The following is a 22,197-nucleotide window of genomic DNA, read 5'->3' on the forward strand; positions in this document are numbered from 1 at the left end:
AATGTCGACGCCGTTACCGGCTCCGGCGACTGGCGCTAGCCACGCAGGGGGCTGATCACGATGAAGTACTGGCAACTCGCCCGCGACACATTGGAGAACCGGTGCGGCACGTCGGCGCGGTAATACATCGAATCCGATGCGCCGAGCGTCGTGATCTCGTCGGCGACGGTCACGACCAGCGAGCCCTTGAGGACGTAGATGTATTCCTCTATCGGCAGCGAATGGGCGGTCAGTTCCCCCGTGTTCGAACCGGCGGGCAATTCGGCGAGCAACCAGTCCAGGCCCCGGCCGGGCAGGAGCGGCGACAGGCAGCGGCGTGAAAAACCCGTCACCGGGTCGGTCAGGACATGTTGCTGCGGATGACGAATCACCACGATATCCTGACGCTCGCTTTGCCGGGACATCAACGTAGAGACCGATATGTCGAGGGCGTCGACCAGTTTCGACAGGATCGTGGTCGACGGCGAAGACTGCCCCCGTTCGATCTTCGAGATCATCGCCCGGCTCACGCCCGACATCTCGGCCAGATTGTCCAGGGACATGCCCTTGCGCGAGCGGTGTTTCTTGAGCTCTCGCCCCATGCGGAGTCGGATTTCGTCGACCTCGTCCGTCGCATTCGCGACGGTGTCGACGCCCGCCTCGTCGTTGTTCAGATGCCGCTTTGTCGTCATGCTTCGTTTCCATTCGAGGATGAATCGGGGCGTGACGTCCCGCCCTTGTGAAAACCGACACGCCGCGCTCGACACCGCCATCGGCACGGCATCGCGATATCCATTAAAATGGAATATATCTACTATTCGAGGCGGTCGCGCCGTACTGACTTTCCTCTTTCCACTTTTCAAACCGAGTGCACACCATGGCCGAAACCCTGGAATTGTCCAAGTCCGAACTTGTCTCCATCGCACAGGAACGCCTGGAGAAAGCGATCGGGGATGCGTCCTGGACCGCCCGCGAGAAGCTCGCGTTGAGCTGCCGGATTCTCTTCGACGGCGGTCACGATTCGGGATTGGCGGGTCAGATTACGTGCCGCGCACCGACCAGCGGCACGTATTATACGCAGCAGCTGGGTCTGGGATTCGACGAGATCTCGGAAAGCAATCTGATCACGGTGGACGAGGATCTGAATGTCGTCGCGGGGAATGGCATTCCCAATCCCGCGAATCGTTTCCATTCCTGGATCTACCGCGCGAGGCCGGAGGTGAACTGCATCATTCACACGCATCCGACGTATGCCGCGGCGCTCTCGATGCTGGAGGTCCCCCTGGCGATCGCGCACATGGATACGAGTCCGCTGTACGACGATTGCGCATTCCTGCCGAAATGGCCCGGCATCCCGGTCGGCAACGAGGAAGGCGCGATCATTTCGGCGGCGTTGGGGCAGAAACGGGCGATTTTGCTGGCCCATCACGGCCAGCTGGTGGTGGGCAAGACCATTGAGGAGGCGTGCATGCTGGCCTATCTCATGGAGCGCGCCGCCAAGTTGCAATTGATCGCCATGGCGGCGGGCACCATCCAGCCCCTGCCCGAAGCATTGGCACGGGAGGCGCATGACTGGGTTTCGACCAAAAAACGCGACGCGGTGACGTTCGCCTACTTTGCCCGGCGCGCGCTGCGCAACCACGCCGATTGTCTGTCCTGACCTATCGCCAGGGCGCCATGCCCGGGCCGGGTTCGGGACTCGGGCCGGAGCTCGGGTCGGGACTCGGGCCCTGGCTCGAGTCGGGACTCCAGACAAGCCTCGGCACCCGCTCTTCGGGAAAGGCCGCGGCAGCCGCCGCATGCGGCCCGGCCTCGGGGATCCTGAGAGGCGAAGCGAGCCGCGACGCGAAGGAATACGGCAGGGGCGAGTTGGGCGTCGAGTTGGGCGTCGAGTCGGGAAGCGACGCCGCGGGCACGCTGGCTCCCGCCGGCATTCCCTGCCGTGCGAACAACCGTGCCGCGGGCCGTGCGACGGGCATCGCCAACGGATGGGCGCGCGGCAGTTCGAGCGGCGACAGTGCCCGCCCGGCGTGAAACGAGATCCGCTGACAATAAGGCAGCGAGGCGCCGTCCGGGGCACTCGCGTCGGTCACCATGGATCGCACGACGCTGCTTGCCTGCATCCTGCCGAGGATGACCACGGGCCCGTCCGCCAGGACGCCGATATCGCCGCCATGGCCCCGTTGCGTCGCGTTGGCGTTGATCAATGCGGGGCCGTCGATCAATATCGACGGCTCGCCAGCCGCTTCGGCCGCCGGCGAGCCGCCCGTCGGGCGCTCCCGCGCGCCGGTCGAGAGAACGACACGCCCGCCGCCCGCCGCGCCGCTCACATTGATACCCATGCGCTCGACGACGACTCGCGAACCGTGCACCGACACCGTTCCGCCCGGCAGCATCGCAACGTCGGATCCGTTGTTGGACGCTTCCAGCAGCCCCGACAGGCGCACCACGCCTCCGATGCCGTCAAGGCGGATCGTGCCGCTTCTGCGCCCATGCCGCGGCGCGCGGATCGTGCCGCTGATCGCCATCGCTGCGTCCGTCGCGTGCTGCGTCCGGGTGGCGATGGGCGCATTCAGTTGCACCTGTCCGCCGCGGGCCTCGATGTCCCCGGCCATGACGATCGCGGGCGGCGCGACGCTCCCGGCGGTCCCGTCTGCCTCGACATCCACCGGTCGCATGCCGGCGGCCTGCGCCATCGTGAGGAAGTCGTCACGCCCGGGTGCGAGCGCCGCGCTCGTTCCGGCACCCAGTCCCACCTGACTCAGCGGCGCGTGAATCTCTCCCCGCTGCTCGATCCGGAAACCCAGCAGTGCGACGAAGCCGCCCGGATCGATACCGATCCTGCCATCGTGTACGATCGTTCCCATCGCGCCCCGCTCCGCCGAACCGAAACGCAGCACGCCGTTCTCGAAATCGCGGTCGCCGATGTCCAGCGTGGACGCCACGAACGACGCCGCGTCGACCGACCCGCCCGGCGCGATGCGGATGCCGTTCGGATTGATGAGATAGACGTGGCCCCCCGCGTAAAGGCCCCCTGCAAGCTCGCTCGTCGTCCGACCGGTCACGCGATTGAGCAGGACCATCTCGGTCGTGGGCTGCAGGACATGCACCGAGGCCTGGGCGCCGATGTCGAAAGATCGCCAGTCGATGATCGCGCGCTCGCTGACCTGCACGATATGCACTTCCCGTTCATCCCGCGTTACGTCGACATGACCTTGCCGGACGACCTCGCCTTGCGGCATTGCATCGGGCGCCACTGCCGGGGCTGCCTTCGAGGCGAAAAGAATGCATAACAGGCAGGCGCGCGCGAGCGCCGTTGGTGACGAACACAGACTGAATGGCATGGCAACGTATGGAAATGAAAAGGAAACCGAAGGTCTTCCCGGGACTGGCGAAGGGCGTGCCATAGGCGGTACGGCGATACCATCGATCGTCAGGTCGCCGGCGCGGGCCGTGAAGACCCCGGCGCGGGAGATGGGGAAACCGAGGGCGATGAGGACGACGCGGGCAACATCGCCGCTGCCGGAAGCACCGGCGACAGCGGCGCTGCCCTCCCGGCCCCATTTCCGACGAAGCGCAGCCGCGTGTGCGGGAAACACCTGACGGTGTCCGCGCCCTCCATGGCATCGACGGCGAGCCGCACGCGGCCACCGCCCCGCGTGCCGCGCACGTCGATGGTCGGAGCGTCCATCACCACGCGCCGGGCCACGATGTCCACCGTTCCACCCGGCTCGCGCCCATCGCCGGCCACGCCGCTGCTCGCGTCCAGTACGCCGGCCACCCGGACGACGCCCCGGTCGCCGTCGATCACGATGCGCCCCGCCCGCGAGGCAACCCACCCGCTCAGAACGGAACCGCTGAGATTCACCGAGGTCTCCGCGCCGCGCGCGGGCGCGGACAACAGCGCCAGACCGCCACGCGCCTCGATGATGCCGGACGCATGAATGGCCGCGAGACCGGGTTCGGAAACAGCGGCCGGCCGCGTCACGCGCAGGAACTCGGCGCTGCCGGGCGTGAGCGCCGCGCCATCGCCCGCCGCCAGCCCCGTCTGCCCCAGCGGCGTGCGGATCACGCCGCTATGCTCGATCCGCCGGCCCAACAACACCGCGAATCCGCCGGGATCGATGGTGATCTCGCCCTCCTGCACGATCACGCCCGCGGCGGGTGCCGCCGCGGCGTCGAACCGGAACGCGCCCGCCATGAAATCCCGGTCCGCGATATCGAGTGTGGACGCCACGAACGCCGCCGCGTCGACGGTGCCGCTCGAAGCGAAACCGATGCCGTTCGGGTTGATCAGGAACACCCGCCCGCTTGCGGTGAGGTTGCCGGCGATCTCGCTCGCCGTCGCGCCGGTCACGCGGTTCAGCAGCGTCGCCTCGCTGGAGGTTTGCATGACGTGCACCGCGGCCCGCCGGCCGATGTCGAAGGACTGCCAGTCGATGATGACGTGATCGCCCATCTGGACAATATGCAGCCCGAACGCATCGCGGGCGACGGCGGCGTCCCCCTGCCGCAGGCGCGGCCCCAGCGGCACCGCGTCGGGCGCCAGCGCCTGGGCCGTGCCGGAAATCAGCAGCCCCCACAGCAGCCAGGCGTGCGGCAACATGCGCGCGCACCGCCCCCGCCAGGCGCGCCGCGCATGGGACGCCACGCGCGGCATCGCGACCATCGCGAGCGGCGGTGAGGGGCGCGACAGTGACCACGAGGACAAACGCGATGGCATGATGACATCCAGAAGCGGAGTGAGGGAACCAGGGCGGGAGCCAAGGCCGTTCAGGCGACGATACGAACCACACCATGGACCGGCGTGGATACGGGCAGTGCCACGCCATGTCCCAGCCGTACAGCCCATTCGTGGGACGGCGATGGCAAAAACGAGGGCAATGGCAGCGTTCGCAAGCGTCAGGAACCCCGGCCCGGCGGCGGCATCCCGCTGCCGCTCCACGTCCGCCCGCGCGACGGCATCCACGAAACCGCTTCGTCCGGTCGATGTCCGTGTGCCGTTCGGGCGCGCGAGATGGCTTGCCGCTGCACGGAGGCCGTGGGCGACGGCGTCCCGTGCGGTGACATCGATTGCAACGCGATGGGTGACGGCTGCCAGCTCGAAAGCTGCGATTCGGATAGCGCCGGCGACGACGCCTGCCCTCTTGTGGGCAGCGGCTCGGACACCGCCGGCGACACCCGGGCGCTGGCGCGTGACGGCGCGGACGCATCGGGCGAGGAGTGCCATCTCGCGCGCTGCGGCGCCAACGCGCCAGGCGATGCGTGCCAGCCCGCGGGCGACGGGGACGAAACGGCCGGTGACGATTGCATCGATGATTGCAGCGAAGATTGCCAACTGGCGGGTTCGGGCACCGAGACGCGCAGCGCCGATCGCGAATCGGCGCGCGGCAACATCGGCGCGCTCGCTTGCGCCAGCGCGTCAAGGTCGAGGTGCGGCAATTCGGCCGCGCCCCGCGCGACGGACGGCGCGGCGGGCGGTGAACTCGACCGCAACATCGGTGGCGAGAGCGCCGCCGGCACCAGCCTGCGCGGCGTGTCGGACGACATGGCGTTCGATGCGGCCGTCCGCGCGACGATTCTCAACCGGTTCGCCGTGGCGGCCGCGGGAGCGTCGTACGCGTGCCCGTGCGCCAGAACGACCATCCTGCCGGCGGACACGAGTCGCGCGTCGCCGTCCTCGCCCTGGTACGTCGCTTCGACATGGATGCGTGACCCGGCGTCGATGAACAGCAGGGGGTCGGCGTTGTCGTCCCGCCCCGGTACCGGGATGCGGCCAGCGGCGCGAATACCCCTCTCCCCGCCCTCCCCGTCCTCACCTTCCGCCCGGTGCGCGACCACCCACGCGCAGCCACCGCCCAGTTCCCCGCTGACATCGATGCTGCCTTCCTCCATCGACACCTGCAGGCCGTTGAGTTCAACGATTCCGCCCGTTCCGCGCGTGCCGCGCATGTCATTGCTGCTCGCGTCCAGCCTTCCCGCCAGACGCACGATGCCACCTTTCCCATGAACCAGAATGGCGCCGGTACGCGCCATCGCGTTCCGCGTCCGCACGACGCCGCCGAGATTGACCGCTTCCGCGGCAGCCCGGGCGCGCGGCATGGGCGCGTCGATCTGCACGAGCCCGCCGTCCGCCTCGACGGTGCCCGACATCACGATGGCCGCCCGATTTCGGTTCCCCGGCGCGCCGGCGTCGGCCAGAACGCGCGCGAGCGTGACTTCCAGAAACGTGTCGTCCCCCGGCGTGAGCCTGATGACCCGTCCCGCGCCCAACCCCGTCTGCCCCAATGGCGTGCGGATCATTCCCCGCTGTTCGACCCGGTGGCCGAGCAGCGCGGCGAAGCCGCCCGGCTCGGTCGTGATCGTGCCGTCCAGGCTGACCGTACCGGTGCCGCTCCGCGTCGGCGTTCCGAAACGGAGCTCGCGGCGCAAAAAGTCCGCGTCGGTCATGTCGAGCGTGGCGGCGACGAAGCCCGCCGCGCTCACCGAGCCGGTGGCCGCGATATGGATGCCGTTGGGATTCACCAGATGCACGATCGAGGTCGCGCTCAGTTCGCCCGCGATGGCGCTCGGCGTATCGCCCCGCACGCGGTTGAGGAGTGCCGCATTGGTGTGCTGAAAGATGCGCACCGAAGCGTCGCGGCCAATATCGAAAGACCGCCAGTCGACGATTGCGTGTTCGCTGACCTGCCGGATCCGCATGCCGCGCGCATCGGACGTGATGTCGACGTCCCCTGCGCGAACCTGCGCGCCGCTGGGCAGCGCGTCATGCGTGAGCGCCTGCGCCGCATCGCACAACAGCAAAGCGCACAGCAACTGAAACCGCGCCCACCACGCCGCGCGGCGCCCGAACCGGCGAGGCGGGCACGCGCGCCGCGCCGGGAACGGTGCCGCGCGAAATACCATGGCGGATGGCGCCGACATCTGTAGCGGTAAAGCCGGGGGAATCACGATCGCGGCACCTTACGAAAAACAACGGAAAGAAAGGGAACCGGCACGACATCGCACCGGCCACCGGGACCACGGCCTTACGTGTCGTCACTCCAAGCCGGGGCGGCGATGGGCGACGGCGTCCAACGCAACGACGGCAGCTCTTCTACCCTCGGCGACGGTTGCCAGTTGGCAAGGGCCGGAGCATGCGACGTTGTCGCGCCGGTGCCCCGGTGCGCGGTGTCGTGTACTGCGGTTTCCGCGACCACCGTCAGCCGGCTCGGCCCTGGCGCGGAGGCGGCGCCAAGTGCCTGCCCGCGCCCGAGAAAGACGACTCTGCCATCCGACACGAGCGCCACATCGCCGGCGTCGCCCCGGTAGGTCGCGCTGGCGTTGATGCGTGCCCAGGCGCCGACGAACACCATGGGGTCGACGCCGGCCTCTCCTCCCGGGCCGGGCGACCCGTCGCGGACGCTAGCGCCGTCCCCGCTCGCCGCCCGGCGGGCTGCGATCCGTATGCGTCCCCCACCCAGCGCGCCGCTGACATCGATGCCCTCGTCTTCCATCATCACTTGCTGGCCATCGATTTCGACCGTCCCGCCCGGGTGGAGCGTGCCGTGCATTTCATTGCTGCTTGCATCCAGCCGTCCCGACAGGCGCACGATCCCGCCGTCGCCATCGACCCGAATGGTCCCATTGCGCGCGAAGGCGTTCCGCGCCCGCACGACCCCGGCGAGATTGACTGCCTCCAGCGGGCGCCGGCCGTGCGCCGTCGCCATCGGCGCGACGATCTGCACGAGCCCGCCGTCGGCTTCGATGACGCCCGTCATGACGATACCCACCCGTCGGTCCATGAGATCACCGCTGTCGGCCGGCGAGTGCTCTCCCAGGAGCGTGACTTCCAAAAAGGTGTCCTGTCCGGGCAGCAGCCTGATCGCCTGGCCCACGCCCAGGCCGGTCTGGCCCAACAGCGCGCGTGTCGTCCCGGTCTGTACGATGCGGTGCCCGAGCAAGGCGGCGAAACCGCCCGGCGCGATGGCAATCCTGCCGTCATGGATCACGGTACCGGTGCTGGGCTGCCCCAGCGCACCAAAGTGCAGGTTGCCGCTCATGAAATCGTGATTGGCGATGTCGAGCGTGGCGGCGACGAACCCGGCCGCGTGCACCGTCCCCCCGGACGAGATGCGAATGCCGTTCGGATTCACCAGGTAGACCCGCCCGTTCGCGTGCAATTGGCCCGCGATGGTGCTGCCGGTTTCGCCCCGCACGCGGTTGAGAAGCATCGCCGCGGCCGAGGGCTGCGCAATGCGCAACGACGCGTCGCGGCCCACGTCGAAAGACCGCCAGTCGACGATCGCCCGTTCCCCGGTTTGCCGGATCTCCATGCCGCACGCATCGCGCGTGATCGCGATCCCGCCTTCACGGATCAGCCCGTCGACGGGCAACGCGTCGGGCGCTACCGCCCGCGCTACATCGCACAGCAGCAAAGCGCCGAGCAGGGGGAGACGCCGGCCTCGCGTCCGGCGAAGCATCCCCGACAAATACCGTAGTGAGGCCAATGGAATCAGGATCATGGTGCCTTCCGAAGAGAAAATGGAAAGAAACATCGCACGCACGCCAGGCTGCGCCCGCGATCGATGAACACGCCACTCATTGCCCGGACGCCGATGCCGCGGCGTGGGGCGTCTGCGTTGTTTCCGACGCGGCGCCCCGCGCCTGCGCGCGGCCCAGGAACACCACCTTGCCGGCGGACAGGAGTTTGAGTTCGCCGCCCGGCCCGTGCCGGGTCGCGCTGGCGTTGAGCGTTGTCGTGTCGTCGACGAAGAGCAACGGGTCATGCACGCGGTCGTCGTCCGAACGCGCATGTCCATTCCCTCCCAGGGGCCGCGCCGTGAGCGCCACGCAGCCGCCGCCCCGCTCGCCGCTGACATCGATGTCTCCCCCCTGCGCCATCACCCGCAACCCGTTCACCTCGACGGTGCCCCCCACCACGTGCCCGGCAATCTCGGCGTCGCTGCCGGCACCGCTGACGGCGCTGCCGCTTGCATTCAGCATTCCTGACAATCGGACAGTGCCGCCCTCCCCTTCGATGAGGATTTTTCCGGGTCGCGCGGCGTGCGTGCGCGCACGCGTCATGCCGCTCAGATTCACCGCTTCGTCGGTTGCCGGACGCAGCACGGTGCTCAGGGGCGCCGAGATCTGCACCAGACCACCGTCCGCGTCGATGGTCCCGGACAGGAGGATGGCGGCGCGTTCCGACTCGCGACGCTCGGCGGCCGGCGTCATGACCAGCAACGTATCGCCGTCGGTCGTGATCGTGGCTCGCGCGCCCGCGCCCAGGCCGACCCGACCCCGCGGCGCCATGATCGCCCCGCTTTGCTCGATCCGATGGCCGAGCAGCGCCACCAGCCCCCCCTCCTTCGCGGTGATCCGTCCCGCATGCATCAGCGTGCCGAACGCGGGGCGCGTGACGCCGAAACGGGTCGCGCCCGAAAGAAACGCGGCGTTCCCGATATCGAGCGTCGACGCCACGAAAGCGGCCGCATCGACCGTTCCCTGCGGGGTGATCGTGATGCCGTTCGGGTTCACGAGATAGATGCGGCCGTCGGCCGCGAGACCGCCCGCGAGTTCGCTCACGGTCATGCCGGTCACCCGGTTCAGCAGCATCGATTGCGGCGAGTTTTGCCGTACCTGCACCGTGGTGCGCCGCCCGATATCGAACGACCGCCAATCGATGATCGCGTGCTCGCTGGTCTGGTCCAGCCGCATGCCGCCCGGGTCGCGTGTGATGGCGACCGCGCCTTCCCTCACGTGTTCGCCCTCGGGAAGCGCGAACGGCGCAAGCGCGTGCGCGGGGCCGCAGACCAGCCACGCGCCGAACACCCAGGCCCGCACGGCGTGGGGGGCGCGGCGCAAGCGGCACGGCACGGGAGGCCGCGAGGCGGGCAGCGGGATGCCCGCCCATCGGAATGACGACCGCAAACTGAGTGACATGACAACTCCTGGAAACGAAGAAGGACGGCCGCGCGGTGAGCATGGACATCAGGCTAAGGCACGGTGCCCGGCGTCGGCGCACGCAGGTACGGCGCGCCACCGATGATTTCGCGTGACCACCGTCTCAGAAATGCAGACGCGCGGAGACGTCGAACCGGTTTTCTCCGGGCTGGCCGTCGTTGCGATGTCCGACGCCATATTCCAGCGCCAGCGACAGGCTGCGCGCCGCGTGCCGCGGCGCGGCGGCGAAACGCACGCCGGCGCCCATTGCGCGCGCCGTGACGCTGCCGCGCTGCACCGCGGTGGGCTGCGCGAGCGCCACGGAGCCGAGCGCGGCAAACGCATAGGGACTGGCCGAGGTCGTGCCGAAACGGGTCGGCAACTGCCAGCGCGAAAAGACCTCGCCGCGCACGAGCGCGCCCGTATCGCCGAAGAGCGCGCTGGGCTCGAACGGCGAGAGCGCGCCGGGGCCGCCGAGGCTCATCCCCTCGGACGCGGCCATCGGCTGGTTGAAGCCGGTCTGCGCGCGGGCCTGGACCTCGACGCCCAGATGCGGCCCCAGCCACTGGGAATAGCCCGCGGAGAGCACCAGCTTGCGAAAGCCCGCATCGGCACCCATGCGCGACAGGGGCACGTCATCCGCACCCGCTGGCGGCCGGGCGCGGGCGCCCAGTGTGTTCAGACCGAACGAGGTGGTGACGCCGCCGTGCAGCTGACCGTGCGCGGACACCCGCCAGGACGCCGTGCTTCCCAGGCGCAGTACCCGCAGCCGGTCCCGCGACCAAACGATGCGCCGGCCCGCGTAGCGCAGGTCGGTGTGGTCGCGTTGCAGGTCGAACGCCGCCTCCAGCCCGATATTGCTTTCCTGCGAACGACGCAGCGCGTAGCGCAACCGCATCGAGTAGCGGTCGTATTCGCTGAGGAAGCCATACGGCGCGTTCGTCTGCGGGGCGGCACGCACCGCGATCGCCTCGAAACCCGCGCTCAGGCCGTGATTGCCGAGGGGCATCACGATGCCGCCGGCGAGCAGTCGGTTGCGCGGTTCGGCGCCGAGAATGCCGTGTCGATGCGGCCCGGGGTACCCGCGCGCACGGAAATAGACGGTTTCGCCACGATGCGCGAGGGAATGCAGGTCGAGTTCGAGACCGGCGCTCCAGCCACCGATCGCCGTGCTCGCGTGCGTGTCCGCACTGATGGCCGCCGTCACCGGACGGTACTGCGCCGCCACCACCAGCATGCTCGACTCCGAGAGCGCGCCCGCGACCAGTTGCGACTGCAACGTCACGCCCGAGGCATCGCCCGCCAGCAGCAGTTGCCGCTCGATTTCGGCGTAGCGCACCCCCCGGCGGCCTACCAGGGGCGCGAGAACCGCCGCCACGTGCGCCCGCACCGCCTGCGGCACCGCGCTCGTATCCACGGCCATGAGATACGCGTCCACGACGATCACGCGCAGGCGCGCGCCCGCGTCGAGCGCCTGCTCGGGCACCACCACCCGCACCAGCACGAAACCCGCGCGTGCATAGGCCGCCTCCAGCGTTTCCGCCGCATCGAGGATCGCGCTCTGCGGCAGCGGCGCGGCAAGCAGCGTGGCGCGAAAGTGCGCCACCGCCGCGCGCAAGGTCGCGGCGGTGCGCGCGTCGCTTGCCTGCGGCCCCTCGTCCAGGTCCACCGCATCGATCCGGATGCGCGTGGCGTCAGACGCACCGTCCAGGCGCGGCGCCGTGGTTGCCGCGCGCGGCGGCTCGACCATCTCGATCGTCGTGTCGTCGTCGTAGGCCGGCGACGCCAGCGTGTCGGGTGCGAGCAACGCCGCGTCCTGGGCCCGGGCGGCGGCGCAGCCGAGCAGCAAACCCATGGTGGCGATGCGGCCGGCGATGTGACGGATAATCGCGGCCCTGCGAAATGGTGGCGTCATGTGCGTGTCGTCGAGGAGAAGGGGAGAGCGCGGCGACCCGGCATGCGACGACGGCTCATCCGCCACGCGTCGATGCAGCGCCGCGGCGGATGATAGCGACGTCCTCCCGCCCCCGCCCCGACGCGCTTCGGGCGGGCCGACACGGCATCGGCACGGGGCGCCGGGGTTCTGCGCCCAAAGCCTTGAACTGGCGACCATTGTCCTGTCTGTTCCATCGATCGTCGGCGCGTGCCTCGGGCATGATTCAGCCTTAGGAAAAGGCGTTACCCGGCACAACCCAGGCGATACGAGGATCTTGAAAATGAGTGCAGCTGCAGCCAAGGGCGCGGGCGGCAAGGCGGAGAAGGCGGAAGGCAAGAAGAGTCCGCTCCTGCTGATTTTGCTGGTGGTCATCATCGTGCTGTTGCTGGGCGGCGGCGGCGCCGCCTTCTACTTCTTCAAATCGGCGAGCCACGGCAGCGCGCCCGCGAAGGTTTTGCCGCCGGTGTTCTTCCCGCTTGACGCCTTCACGGTCAATCTGGCGACCGACGACGGCGACGCCCACTATCTGCATCTCGGCCTGACGCTGAAGGTGGAAGACGAGGAAGCGACGAAGAACCTGACCACCTATCTTCCCGAGATCCGCAGCCGCATCCTGCTGTTGCTGTCGTCCAAGCACGCGGAGGATCTGTCGACGGTGGCGGGCAAGAACAAACTGTCGGACGAAATCATGAAGACGGTCGAGCAACCCTTCGTCAAGGACGGCAGCCACGCGAAAGTCAATGGCGTCCTGTTCACCGACTTCGTGATCCAGTAACGGCATGTCGACCGAAGAGTTTCTCTCACAAGAGGAAGTCGACGCGCTACTCAAGGGCGTCAACGGCGAGACCGACGCCGCGCCCGTCGGCGTCGACAGCGCGGGCATCCGCGACTACGACATCGCGACGCAGGAACGCATCGTCCGCGGCCGGATGCCGACGCTCGAAATCATCAACGAGCGCTTCGCGCGGCTGTTGCGCGGCGGCCTGTTCAACTTCATGCGTCGCAGCGCCGAAATCTCGGTCGGCCCGGTCAAGGTGCAGAAATACGGCGAGTTCATGCGCAACCTGCCGGTGCCCACCAATCTGAATCTGGTGCACATCAAGCCGTTGCGCGGCACGGCGCTGTTCATCTGCGACCCGCAGCTGATCTTCCATATCGTCGACACCCTGTTCGGCGGCGACGGCCGGTTTCACATGCGGGTGGAAGGGCGCGATTTCACACCCACCGAACAACGCATCATCCTCAAGATCCTGAACCTGGTGCTGGAACACTACGGCGCGTCGTGGAAGCCGGTCTACCCGGTCGAATTCCAGTACGTGCGCGCCGAGCTGCACACCCAGTTCGCGAACGTCGCGACGCCGAACGAGGTGGTGGTCACCACCACCTTCACGATCGAGTTCGGCGCCGGCGGCGGTCAGTTGCACATCTGCACCCCCTACTCGATGATCGAGCCGCTGCGCGACCTGCTCAGCAGCCCCTTGCAGGGCGAGGCGCTCGAGGTCGACAAGCGCTGGGTGCGCCTGCTGTCCCAGCAGGTGCAGTCGGCGGACGTCGACATCTGCGTCAATCTCGCGGAGATCCGCAGCAACTTTCGCCAGCTTCTGGAGATGCGCGTCGGCGACGTGATTCCGTTCGACATGCCGGAGGAAGTGGTCGCGAAGGTCGACGGCGTGCCGGTGATGGAATGCACGTACGGCATCTTCAACGGCCAGTATGCATTGCGTGTGGCGCGGATGGTCCGCGCCAGCGATTCGGCCCGGGACGGCCAAGAGAGCGGAAATGAGTGAAAGCATCGACGGTATGGACGACTGGGCCAGCGCGCTCGCCGAGCAGGAAAGCGCGCCGCTGAAACCCTCGGGCGGCGGCGTGTTCCAGCCGCTGGTCGGCGGCAACGGCAACGACAAGCCGAACGACATCGAGATGATCCTCGACATCCCGGTCCAGCTGACGGTGGAACTCGGCCGCACCAAGATCGCGATCAAGAGCCTGCTGCAGCTCGCGCAGGGCTCCGTCGTCGAACTCGACGGCCTGGCCGGCGAACCGATGGACGTGCTGGTCAACGGCTGCCTGATCGCCCAGGGCGAAGTGGTGGTGGTCAACGACAAATTCGGCATCCGGCTCACCGACGTGATCACGCCGTCCGAACGCATCCGGAAACTGAACCGATGAGCACGGCCACCTTCGCGCATGCGGCGTCGGCCGTGCCGGTTCTCGGCAGCGCCGTGCCGGCGCTCGGCGTCGGCGGCATCTTCCAGGCCGTTTTCGGCCTGATCGTGGTGATCGGCGCGGTGTTCGCCTGCGGCTGGCTGGCGCGGCGCCTGGGCATCAAGCCGACGCGCCAGGGCGGTCTGGTCAAGGTGGTGGGCAGCGCCTCGCTCGGCACCCGCGAGCGCGTCGTGGTGGTGGAGGTCGCGGATACCTGGCTGGTGTTGGGCGTGGCGCCGGGCAATGTCCGCTCGCTGCACACCCTGCCCGCGCAGGGTACCGTGGACGCGGCCGCGCCGGCCGGCGCGACGCCGTCGTTCCAGGCCGCGTTCGCGCGGCAGTTACGCGCCAAATTCAACGTGCCGGGCAAGGATTGACGATGCTGCCGCTTCCGTATTCCATCGTGCGCGCCCGCGCCGCATCGTCCCCGGCACGACGGCCGCAGCCGTCACGCGCGGCGCCGCTGGCGGCGCTCGGCATCCTGCTCGGCGCGACGCTGCTGCTGCTCGCCCCCGACACCTGGGCGCAGACGGCGGCGCTGCCCGCGCTGAACACCGCCGCCGGCCCGAACGGCGGCACGACCTATTCGCTGTCGGTGCAGACGCTGCTGACGCTGACGATGCTGTCGTTCCTGCCGGCCATGCTGCTGATGATGACCAGCTTCACGCGGATCATCATCGTGCTGTCGCTGCTGCGCCAGGCGATCGGCACCGCGTCGACGCCGCCGAACCAGGTGCTGGTGGGGCTCGCCCTGTTCGTCACCTTCTTCGTGATGTCGCCGGTGCTGAACACGGCCTACCAGGACGCCTACAAGCCTTTCTCGGAAAACCGCATCGGCTTCGACGACGCGTTGCAGCGCGGCGTCGAACCCTTCAAGCATTTCATGCTGCGCCAGACGCGCGAATCCGATCTCGCCCTGTTCGCGAAGATCGCCAAGGCGCCGCCGATGAACGGCCCCGAGGACGTGCCGCTGCGCCTGTTGCTGCCCGCCTTCGCCACCAGCGAGATCAAGACCGGCTTCCAGATCGGCTTCACGATCTTCATCCCTTTCCTGATCATCGATCTGGTAGTGGCCAGCGTGCTGATGTCGATGGGCATGATGATGGTCTCGCCCGCCACTATTTCGCTGCCGTTCAAACTGATGCTGTTCGTGCTCGCCGATGGCTGGCAACTGCTGATCGGTTCGCTCGCGCAAAGCTTTCTGACGTAGGACGCCATTCGATGACTCCGGAAACCGTCATGACGATCGCGCACCAGGCGATGCAGGTCGCGCTGATGCTCTCGGCCCCGCTGCTGCTGGTCGCGCTCGCCGTGGGCCTGGTGGTGAGCCTGTTCCAGGCCGCCACCCAGATCAACGAATCGACGCTGTCGTTCATCCCCAAGCTGATCGCCGTCTTCGTCGCGCTGATCGTCGCCGGGCCGTGGATGTTGAACCTGATGCTCGACTACATGCGCCAGATGCTCAACGGGATCCCGGGCATGATCGGCTGATGCCGGCGCCGTCCTGAACGCCCGCCGCCGATGCTCTCGCTCACCTCCGCCCAGCTCGAAACCTGGCTTGGCCTGTTCGTCTGGCCCTTCGCCCGCTTCCTCGCCCTGATCACCACCGCCCCCGTGCTGAGCGAGCGCGCCATTCCGGCGCGCGTCAAGGTCGGCCTCGCGGCGCTGTTGTCGGTGCTGGTGGCACCCACCCTCGGCGCCCTGCCCGCCGTCAATGTCGGCAGCGGCGCGGGGCTCTGGCTGCTCGGCGAACAGATGCTGATCGGCGCGTCGATGGGCCTGACGATGCGGGTCGTGTTCGCCGCGGTCGAGAGCGCCGGCGAGTTCGCGGGCCTGCAGATGGGGCTGTCGTTCGCGCAGCTCATCGCGCCGGGTTCGGACGGCTCGACGCTCGCGCTCGCGCGCTTTCTGCAGATCATCGCGACGCTGGTGTTCCTCGCGGTCGACGGTCACCTGCGCCTGATCGCCACGCTCGCGGGAACGTTCCAGACGATGCCGATCGTCGCCGATCGCCCCGGGCTGCTGGTCGACGGCGCGCACTGGCATCTGCTGGCGGACTGGGGCACGCTGGTGTTCTGGGCCGGCCTGATGCTGTCGCTGCCCGTGGTGGCGGCGCTGTTGATCGCGAATCTCGCGCTCGGCATCCTGAACCGCGCCGCGCCGCAGATCGGCATTTACCAGGTGGGCTTCGCGATCACGCTGATCACCGGCTTTCTGGTGATCGATCTGGTGCTGCCGAACGCGACGCCCTTTCTGATGCATCTGTTCGACCTCGGCCAGGATACGCTGGACCGGATCCAGCAGGGCTATCATCACTGACGACGGTCGCGCCGGCACACCCGGCGTCAGGGAAACGGCCCGCTGCCGCGATGCAGGGGCGGCAGGGCCACCGCAGGCGGCGACGCCGGCGCCATGCCGGACGCCCCGCGCCCGAATCCCGTCAGGGCATGGCTCAGACGACGCCCCGGCGTCTCCGTGGACCTCGATGCGTCGATCACGCGCCGCGCCGGCATCTCGGCCGATCCGGCCGCGTCCACCGTTACGCGTATCGGTGCCTCGACCGGCCTGGGCGAACCCGCCCTGGCACGTATCGGTGCCGCGGCCGGCCTGGGTGAGTCCACCCTGCCACGTATCGGTGCCGCAGCGGGCCTGGGCGTGTCGAGCGCGAGACGCGCGGACGTCGGCCCCGGCCTCGCGGTGTCGGCGATGCGACGCACGGGCGCCTCGGCCGACCGCGATATCGTGACCCCGTGACGCGCCGGCGCTGGAACCGCTCTCGTGGCATCGGCCGTGCGCCGCGCCGCTGCCATGGTCGTCGCGTTCGGGTGAAGCGGCGCGGGCCTGGGCCAATGGTCGATGCAGCGAATCGCAGGCAAGGCACGCGTCGCGGAAAGCGGGCGCACAGACGCCGTCGCGCGCCAGGGATGGATGTCCGGCGGCGGCGCGACCAAGCTCGGCAGGACACCGGAATGCGGCGCCGCATGCGGGGCGGGGTCCGCGTCGGGCAGCGGCGCCGCACTTCGTGCCGGCACCTCGTTCGCCTGCGGCACGGCACTCGCCGACACCGCGCCCGGAATCGGCGCCTCGTCCGCGACCGGCGCAACGTCGGGGAGGGACGCGGTGCTCGACGCCAGCACCACGCCCGCCGCCGCCCTGCGCACCGACGCCGCGTTCGCGACCGGCGCCGGGTACCAGGCCGGCGCGGTGTGGGGAACGGGCACCGCGCCGAGCGTCGGGGTCTCGCCCCGGCTCACCACCGCGCTGGCATGCGGCACCGCGCGCGGGAGCGGCGCGACCCGCGTATTCATGAACCGGGACCGGTCGATCACCGGGATCGACCGCAGGCGCGCCACCGAGGCAACGTCCGCCCCGCGCGCCAACCATGGGCCGCGCAGATCCGCGCGCAGATCCTGTAGCGAACCACTTTCCGGCGCGAAGGCCGCCGGCGCCGCTTCGACGCCCTGCAAGCGCGGCGAATACAGGGCATTGATCGCTCGTTCGCGGGGTTGCGTCAGCAACGCGAGAACACTCTGCGTCAAAGACCGCCTCGGCGCGTCGGGGAACGCGCCATCCAGTGCGCTGAAGTCGCCCGACACTTCCCGCCGCGCCGCCTCGACGGCCGCCCCGGGACGCAACAACGTGGCCTGCGCGACGGGGTTCGCCCCCAGACGGCCCACGAGAGGCGCCTCCCCGCCAGGCCTCGGCGCGTCCGCGCGGGAGCGCAGCAACACGCCGCCGGAGAGGTCTCCCACCAGCGTGCCTACCAGGCGCTCTCCCACGACCACGCCCGACATGACGCTATCGATCACCTTGCTGCCCGGTCGCGTCGCGCCCACCAGGCCGCCGATGCGATCCTGTCCCTGGACATGATTGCTCACGGTGACGCCGCGCAGGGTCGCATGGCCCGTCATCTCGCCAACGGCGCCGCCGACGCAGTGCATGCCCGTCACCCGGCCCGCTGCGCTCGCGCCGTCGACGAGCCCCCCGCTTTGCCGGCCCACCACCCCCCCCGCGCCATGCCGGCTTTCGCCCAGTACGCTCGATATGCTGCCGTTCCAGTGCCCGTCGACGATCCGGGCGCGCTGCGCGAGCGCGCCGGCCACGCCGCCCGTGTTCCAGCCGCCCCGCAGGATGCCATCGGCATTGACCTGCAGCGCATGGGCATCGCCTTCCATCCGCCCCGCGATGCCGCCGACGTCCCGATAGCCTTCCACGCGCATGCCCGACACCGACGACGCGACGATATGCGCCTGCTCGCCGAGCACGCCCACGAGGCCGCCGGTCGCCTGCGGCGTATCGACGACGCGCGAGGTCGATATCGCGACCGAATCGGTCACCTGCACGCGGATAAGCCGGCTTTGCCCATGCATCTCGCCGGCGATCGTACCCACGTCGCCCGCTCCCGAGACCAGTGCCTGGTGCACGTTCAGATTGGAAACCACGGCACCGTTATCCAGGCGGCTGAACAGACCGACACCGCGACCGCCGGGTTCGACGATGCGCGCGGCGGTGATCCGATGTCCCAACCCCTCGAAGTGCCTGAGCCGGGCGCCGAATTCCGGACCGATGGCGTGGAAGGCCACGCCGCGCAGATCCATACCGCCCGCCAGCGCGAAATACGCTCCCGGGCGGTCGCCGATGTCGCGCAGCTCTTCCGGGTGTTGCAGCAGCGAGTACGATTTGTCGTTGATCGACAAAGCCGCCCCGGCGCCGTAGAACGACACGAGGCCGCCGTGGAAGCGCGGATAGGTGCCGGCGCGCGTGCCGATATGCACCGACGCGGCGTGGCCCAGCGCGGTCACGGCGTTGTGAAAATCCACCGTGCCGGCGGCGCGCAGCGTCAGGGCCGTATCCGCACGCCAGCCGACCGGCGCGCGCACTGTGATGTTGCCGCGCCCCTCGGTGGCCCGCGCGTGCGCGATGATCGTCACGTCGCCGGTCTCCAGCGCGCGCGATAGCGTCGTCGCATCGATCGCGCCCGTCATCGCGATGGCCGCCCGAGCGGCGATCGCCGCGGGTCCAGGAAGCGTGGTCACCGCGAGATCGCTCGACTCGATCAGGATCCGACCCGGAATCGCCCGGGGTGCCGCGCCGACGTCCAGTTCCCCGGCCACCACGACGGCGTCACTGCCGGAGATCCAGATGCGGCCGCCGTCTCCAGCCGCGGACGGCGTCCTGCCCGACGGCCAGGCGAGCCGCGGCGAAACGGCATCCGCCGGCGGCATCGGCGTGGTGGGAACCCGTGACGAGGGCAGCGCCAGCACGGCGTCGGGCGCCGGGACCGCTATCGGCGCGACGGGCAGGGCGACGGGCAGGGCGACGGGCGGCATGACGGGAAGCGCGACGGCCAGGGCGGCCGCCGGCCCCTCCACGGGACCGCCCGGCGTCCAGATGGGACTGCCGCCTCCCACCGCCGACACCTCGCCCGGCGGCCATGCAGGCCCCGGCGAGGCGGTCTGCGACGAGGGCACCGGCGTGGTGGGCACCCGCGACGAAGGCAATGGCGGCACAGCGTCAGGCGCCGGCACCACGATCGGCGCAACGGGCGGCACCACGATCGACGCAACGGGCGGCGCAACGGGTGGCGCCACGATCGGCGCCACGATCGGCGCCACGATCGGCGCCACGATCGGCGCCACGGGCGTCGACTCCGGCACCGGCACCGCCGGCCCCTCCCGCGGCGCGACGCTGGGCGGCGGCGCCGCCAGCGGCGCAGCAAGCGGCAGGCCCGAGAGCGGCGCATTCCCGACCTGCGCGACGCCGGGTGCCGGCCAGCCCATCGCGATCACGACCCCCGCCAGCCAGACGGGTGCGGCGCTCCCCCCGACCCGGCGGGCGGTGGGCAGGGTCGCGCGCCGCGCCCGCCCCCCTTCGGCCCGAGCCGAAACGCCAGGCGGAGAGACGTTGCGATGCACGGTAGCAAGCGGCATAGAGAGACTCGAAGGTTGAGCGCAGCGCGCGCGACGGCCATCGTCGGCAGCGTTAGTCCGCTTTGATTCAGGAATGCTCACGATAACCGCGCGCAGGTCAGGTCATTTTCCGGCGCTTCGCCCCCGTCGACGCGAGCACGCGACGCCGCCGGCGCGATGAATCATCGCCATGCGCACTGCTACGGGGCGCGACGCCCCCGAACAGGGCGACATGCACCGCCGACGGCCGCGCGCCCGGCGGGCGGCACGATCGTCGCCCATGCGCCGTCGGGCCCACACACGCGCCCTCGCCTGGCACACAACTTGTATTACGTTGGGATACGCACTTGTACACAAGAGGAAACACGCATGCACGGATGGACGCTCCACGACTGGCGCGCGGCCTATGCAAACGGCGCGCAACCGCGGGATCTGCTGCGCGCGCTGCTCGCCAGCCTGCCCGAGAACGATTCCTCCTGGATCTCGCTCATCGACGAGGCCGCGCTGGATGCGCAGCTTGCGCGTCTGGACGAGCGGCTGGCGGGACGCGCGCCGTCCGTCCTCCCCCTCTATGGCGTGCCCTTCGCCGCGAAGGACAATATCGACGTCATGGGTTTGACGACGACCGCCGGTTGCCCGGCGTTCGCGTACGCGCCGTCGCGCGACGCCACGCTGATCCAGCGCCTGAGCGACGCGGGCGCGATAGTCGTCGGCAAAACCAACCTCGACCAATTCGCCACCGGTCTCAACGGCACGCGCACGCCCTACGGCGTGCCGGTCAATACCTTCGACCCGGCCTATGTGTCCGGCGGTTCGAGTTCCGGTTCCGCCACGGTGGTGGCGCGTGGCCTGGTGCCCTTTTCGCTGGGCACCGACACGGCGGGTTCCGGCCGCGTGCCCGCCGGCCTGAACAACATCGTCGGACTCAAGCCCACGCGCGGCGCGCTGAGCGGGCGCGGCGTCGTGCCCGCCTGCCGGACGCTGGACTGCGTCAGCATCTTCGCGACGTCGATGGAAGATGCCGCCGAGGTGTACGCCATCGCGGCCGGCTTCGATGCCGAGGACGGCCTGTCGCGCGCGGCGCCCATGCCGGTGCTGGCCGCGCGGCTGCCCGAGCGCCCCCGCCTGGGCATTCCCGACGCACCGGAATTCTTCGGCGACGCCCTCGCCGCGGACGCGTTCCGGCAGGCTCTGGCCGCCCTCGAAGCCAGCGGCGCGCAACTCGTGCCGCTCGATTTCGCGATTCTCGAACAGGTCAGCGCGCTGCTCTATGACGGCCCCTGGGTGGCGGAACGCTACGCGGCGATCCGGCAATTCGCCGAGTCGCATCCGGACGCGATCGATCCCGTCGTGCGCGAAGTGATCTTCAAGGCCCGCCAGTTCAGCGCCGCCGACGCCTTCGACGGCGTGTACCGCCTCGCGGACCTGAAACGGCAGGCCGACGCCCTGCTCGGTAGTGTCGACGCGCTGGTGGTACCCACGGCGCCGACGCACTATACGATCGCGGCGATGCAGGCCGAGCCGATTCTGCTGAACAGCCGTCTGGGCACGTATACGAACTATGTGAATCTGCTGGACTGGAGCGCGGTCTCCGTGCCGGCGAGTCTGCGCCCCGACGGGCTGCCGTTCGGCATCACGCTCATCGGCGGCACCTGGCGCGAGGGCGCGCTCGCGCACTACGCCGCCCGTTTCCACGCCGGCACCGGTCTGCCGCGGGGTGCAACCGGCCTGCCCCTGCCTGCCACCGACACGCAATCGGCTTTCGAGCAGGCGCGCCTCGCGGCCGAGGAGGCGCGCGCCACGATCCGCGTCGCCGTGGTCGGTGCGCACCTGCGCGGCATGCCGCTGAACCACGAACTCACCAGCCGCGACGCACGCTTCGTCGAGGAAACCACGACCGCCGCGCACTACCGGTTGTTCGCGCTCGCCAACACGACGCCGCCCAAGCCGGGCCTGTTGCGCGTCGCGCCCGCCGAAACCGGCGCCCCCATCGTCGTCGAGCTGTGGGACGTGCCCGGCACGGCATTCGGCGGCTTCGTCGCCGGCGTGCCCGCGCCCCTGGGCATCGGCACGCTGACGCTCGCCGACGGCCGCCAGGTCAAGGGCTTCATCTGCGAACCCGCCGACCTCCCGGCCGCGACCGACGTCACCGCGTTCGGCGGCTGGCGCGCGTATATCACCGATCGCGCCGCCCGTGCCACCGCCGCCGCTGCCGCCCCCGGCGCCCCGAAACCCCTTTGACCC

At 69.6% G+C, this 22,197-nt stretch carries 17 protein-coding genes; 9 read left to right on the top strand and 8 right to left on the bottom strand.

The annotated features are described in order from the left end of the window. Positions 1-35: 35 nt before the first annotated feature. Entirely contained in the window at positions 36-671 is a 636-nt protein-coding gene (locus tag OVY01_RS01725) for a helix-turn-helix domain-containing protein (RefSeq protein ID WP_267845165.1), read from the bottom strand. A gap of 185 nt (positions 672-856) precedes the next feature. On the opposite strand from OVY01_RS01725, the gene OVY01_RS01730 reads away from it, so the two are divergent. Further along, entirely contained in the window at positions 857-1,639 is a 783-nt protein-coding gene (locus tag OVY01_RS01730) for an aldolase (protein ID WP_267845167.1), read from the top strand. 1 nt (position 1,640) lies between these two features. Here OVY01_RS01730 and OVY01_RS01735 read toward each other — a convergent pair whose 3' ends face one another. From OVY01_RS01735 to OVY01_RS01760, 6 genes are all read right to left on the bottom strand, one after another. Beyond that, positions 1,641-3,323, bottom strand: a complete 1,683-nt coding sequence (locus OVY01_RS01735) for a two-partner secretion domain-containing protein (protein ID WP_267845169.1) — start codon at positions 3,321-3,323, stop codon at positions 1,641-1,643. Between the two features lie 89 nt (positions 3,324-3,412). Further along, complete coding sequence (locus tag OVY01_RS01740) at positions 3,413-4,702, bottom strand: two-partner secretion domain-containing protein (protein WP_267845171.1); 1,290 nt, start codon at positions 4,700-4,702, stop codon at positions 3,413-3,415. Between the two features lie 179 nt (positions 4,703-4,881). After that, positions 4,882-6,903: a two-partner secretion domain-containing protein gene (locus OVY01_RS01745; protein ID WP_267845172.1), complete on the bottom strand. Its 2,022-nt coding sequence runs from the start codon at positions 6,901-6,903 to the stop codon at positions 4,882-4,884. A 104-nt stretch (positions 6,904-7,007) separates the two neighbouring features. After that, positions 7,008-8,483 carry a two-partner secretion domain-containing protein gene (locus OVY01_RS01750; protein ID WP_267845174.1) on the bottom strand — a complete coding sequence of 492 codons (1,476 nt, stop codon included), beginning with the start codon at positions 8,481-8,483 and terminating at the stop codon, positions 7,008-7,010. Between the two features lie 76 nt (positions 8,484-8,559). After that, the gene (locus tag OVY01_RS01755; RefSeq protein WP_267845176.1) at positions 8,560-9,903 is read right to left on the bottom strand and encodes a two-partner secretion domain-containing protein; all 1,344 of its coding nucleotides are present in this window, start codon (positions 9,901-9,903) and stop codon (positions 8,560-8,562) included. Between the two features lie 124 nt (positions 9,904-10,027). Further along, positions 10,028-11,818, bottom strand: coding sequence for a ShlB/FhaC/HecB family hemolysin secretion/activation protein (locus tag OVY01_RS01760; protein WP_267845178.1), 1,791 nt, complete (start codon positions 11,816-11,818; stop codon positions 10,028-10,030). Between the two features lie 301 nt (positions 11,819-12,119). Between OVY01_RS01760 and fliL the strand changes: the two genes are divergently transcribed. From fliL to fliR, 7 genes are read left to right on the top strand one after another with little or no spacing between them, the layout of a single operon-like run. Further along, positions 12,120-12,614: a flagellar basal body-associated protein FliL gene (gene fliL / locus OVY01_RS01765; RefSeq protein WP_267845180.1), complete on the top strand. Its 495-nt coding sequence runs from the start codon at positions 12,120-12,122 to the stop codon at positions 12,612-12,614. Positions 12,615-12,618: 4 nt separating this feature from the next. Then, entirely contained in the window at positions 12,619-13,626 is a 1,008-nt protein-coding gene (gene fliM / locus OVY01_RS01770; RefSeq protein ID WP_267845182.1) for a flagellar motor switch protein FliM, read from the top strand. After that, positions 13,619-14,008, top strand: coding sequence for a flagellar motor switch protein FliN (gene fliN, locus OVY01_RS01775; RefSeq protein ID WP_267845183.1), 390 nt, complete (start codon positions 13,619-13,621; stop codon positions 14,006-14,008). The genes fliM and fliN overlap by 8 nt, the downstream gene beginning before the upstream one ends. Beyond that, complete coding sequence (gene fliO / locus OVY01_RS01780) at positions 14,005-14,421, top strand: flagellar biosynthetic protein FliO (protein ID WP_267845185.1); 417 nt, start codon at positions 14,005-14,007, stop codon at positions 14,419-14,421. The genes fliN and fliO overlap by 4 nt, the downstream gene beginning before the upstream one ends. A 2-nt stretch (positions 14,422-14,423) precedes the next feature. Continuing rightward, positions 14,424-15,254, top strand: coding sequence for a flagellar type III secretion system pore protein FliP (gene fliP / locus OVY01_RS01785; protein ID WP_267845187.1), 831 nt, complete (start codon positions 14,424-14,426; stop codon positions 15,252-15,254). An 11-nt stretch (positions 15,255-15,265) separates the two neighbouring features. Continuing rightward, the gene (fliQ, locus tag OVY01_RS01790; protein WP_267845188.1) at positions 15,266-15,535 is read left to right on the top strand and encodes a flagellar biosynthesis protein FliQ; all 270 of its coding nucleotides are present in this window, start codon (positions 15,266-15,268) and stop codon (positions 15,533-15,535) included. A 30-nt stretch (positions 15,536-15,565) separates the two neighbouring features. Then, positions 15,566-16,363 (top strand): flagellar biosynthetic protein FliR, encoded by a 798-nt coding sequence (gene fliR / locus OVY01_RS01795; RefSeq protein WP_267845189.1) that lies wholly within the window; start codon positions 15,566-15,568, stop codon positions 16,361-16,363. A gap of 26 nt (positions 16,364-16,389) precedes the next feature. Here the strand turns inward: fliR and OVY01_RS01800 are convergent, their stop codons facing one another. Then, a complete protein-coding gene (locus OVY01_RS01800) occupies positions 16,390-19,974 on the bottom strand; it encodes a hypothetical protein (protein WP_267845191.1) in 3,585 nt (1,194 codons plus the stop codon). Positions 19,975-20,322: 348 nt separating this feature from the next. On the opposite strand from OVY01_RS01800, the gene atzF reads away from it, so the two are divergent. After that, positions 20,323-22,194 (top strand): allophanate hydrolase, encoded by a 1,872-nt coding sequence (gene atzF / locus OVY01_RS01805; protein WP_267845193.1) that lies wholly within the window; start codon positions 20,323-20,325, stop codon positions 22,192-22,194. Positions 22,195-22,197 lie beyond the last annotated feature (3 nt).

The organism is Robbsia betulipollinis (assembly GCF_026624755.1).
GTDB classification, from domain to species: Bacteria; Pseudomonadota; Gammaproteobacteria; order Burkholderiales; family Burkholderiaceae; genus Robbsia; species Robbsia betulipollinis.

Excerpts from the sequence above, each read along its gene's own strand:
- OVY01_RS01725 (WP_267845165.1), bottom strand. The coding sequence starts at position 671 with ATGACGACAAAGCGGCATCTGAACAACGACGAGGCGGGCGTCGACACC.
- OVY01_RS01730 (WP_267845167.1), top strand. The coding sequence starts at position 857 with ATGGCCGAAACCCTGGAATTGTCCAAGTCCGAACTTGTCTCCATCGCA.
- OVY01_RS01735 (WP_267845169.1), bottom strand. The coding sequence starts at position 3,323 with ATGCCATTCAGTCTGTGTTCGTCACCAACGGCGCTCGCGCGCGCCTGC.
- OVY01_RS01740 (WP_267845171.1), bottom strand. The coding sequence starts at position 4,702 with ATGCCATCGCGTTTGTCCTCGTGGTCACTGTCGCGCCCCTCACCGCCG.
- OVY01_RS01745 (WP_267845172.1), bottom strand. The coding sequence starts at position 6,903 with ATGTCGGCGCCATCCGCCATGGTATTTCGCGCGGCACCGTTCCCGGCG.
- OVY01_RS01750 (WP_267845174.1), bottom strand. The coding sequence starts at position 8,483 with ATGATCCTGATTCCATTGGCCTCACTACGGTATTTGTCGGGGATGCTT.
- OVY01_RS01755 (WP_267845176.1), bottom strand. The coding sequence starts at position 9,903 with ATGTCACTCAGTTTGCGGTCGTCATTCCGATGGGCGGGCATCCCGCTG.
- OVY01_RS01760 (WP_267845178.1), bottom strand. The coding sequence starts at position 11,818 with ATGACGCCACCATTTCGCAGGGCCGCGATTATCCGTCACATCGCCGGC.
- fliL (WP_267845180.1), top strand. The coding sequence starts at position 12,120 with ATGAGTGCAGCTGCAGCCAAGGGCGCGGGCGGCAAGGCGGAGAAGGCG.
- fliM (WP_267845182.1), top strand. The coding sequence starts at position 12,619 with ATGTCGACCGAAGAGTTTCTCTCACAAGAGGAAGTCGACGCGCTACTC.
- fliN (WP_267845183.1), top strand. The coding sequence starts at position 13,619 with ATGAGTGAAAGCATCGACGGTATGGACGACTGGGCCAGCGCGCTCGCC.
- fliO (WP_267845185.1), top strand. The coding sequence starts at position 14,005 with ATGAGCACGGCCACCTTCGCGCATGCGGCGTCGGCCGTGCCGGTTCTC.
- fliP (WP_267845187.1), top strand. The coding sequence starts at position 14,424 with ATGCTGCCGCTTCCGTATTCCATCGTGCGCGCCCGCGCCGCATCGTCC.
- fliQ (WP_267845188.1), top strand. The coding sequence starts at position 15,266 with ATGACTCCGGAAACCGTCATGACGATCGCGCACCAGGCGATGCAGGTC.
- fliR (WP_267845189.1), top strand. The coding sequence starts at position 15,566 with ATGCTCTCGCTCACCTCCGCCCAGCTCGAAACCTGGCTTGGCCTGTTC.
- OVY01_RS01800 (WP_267845191.1), bottom strand. The coding sequence starts at position 19,974 with ATGCCGCTTGCTACCGTGCATCGCAACGTCTCTCCGCCTGGCGTTTCG.
- atzF (WP_267845193.1), top strand. The coding sequence starts at position 20,323 with ATGCACGGATGGACGCTCCACGACTGGCGCGCGGCCTATGCAAACGGC.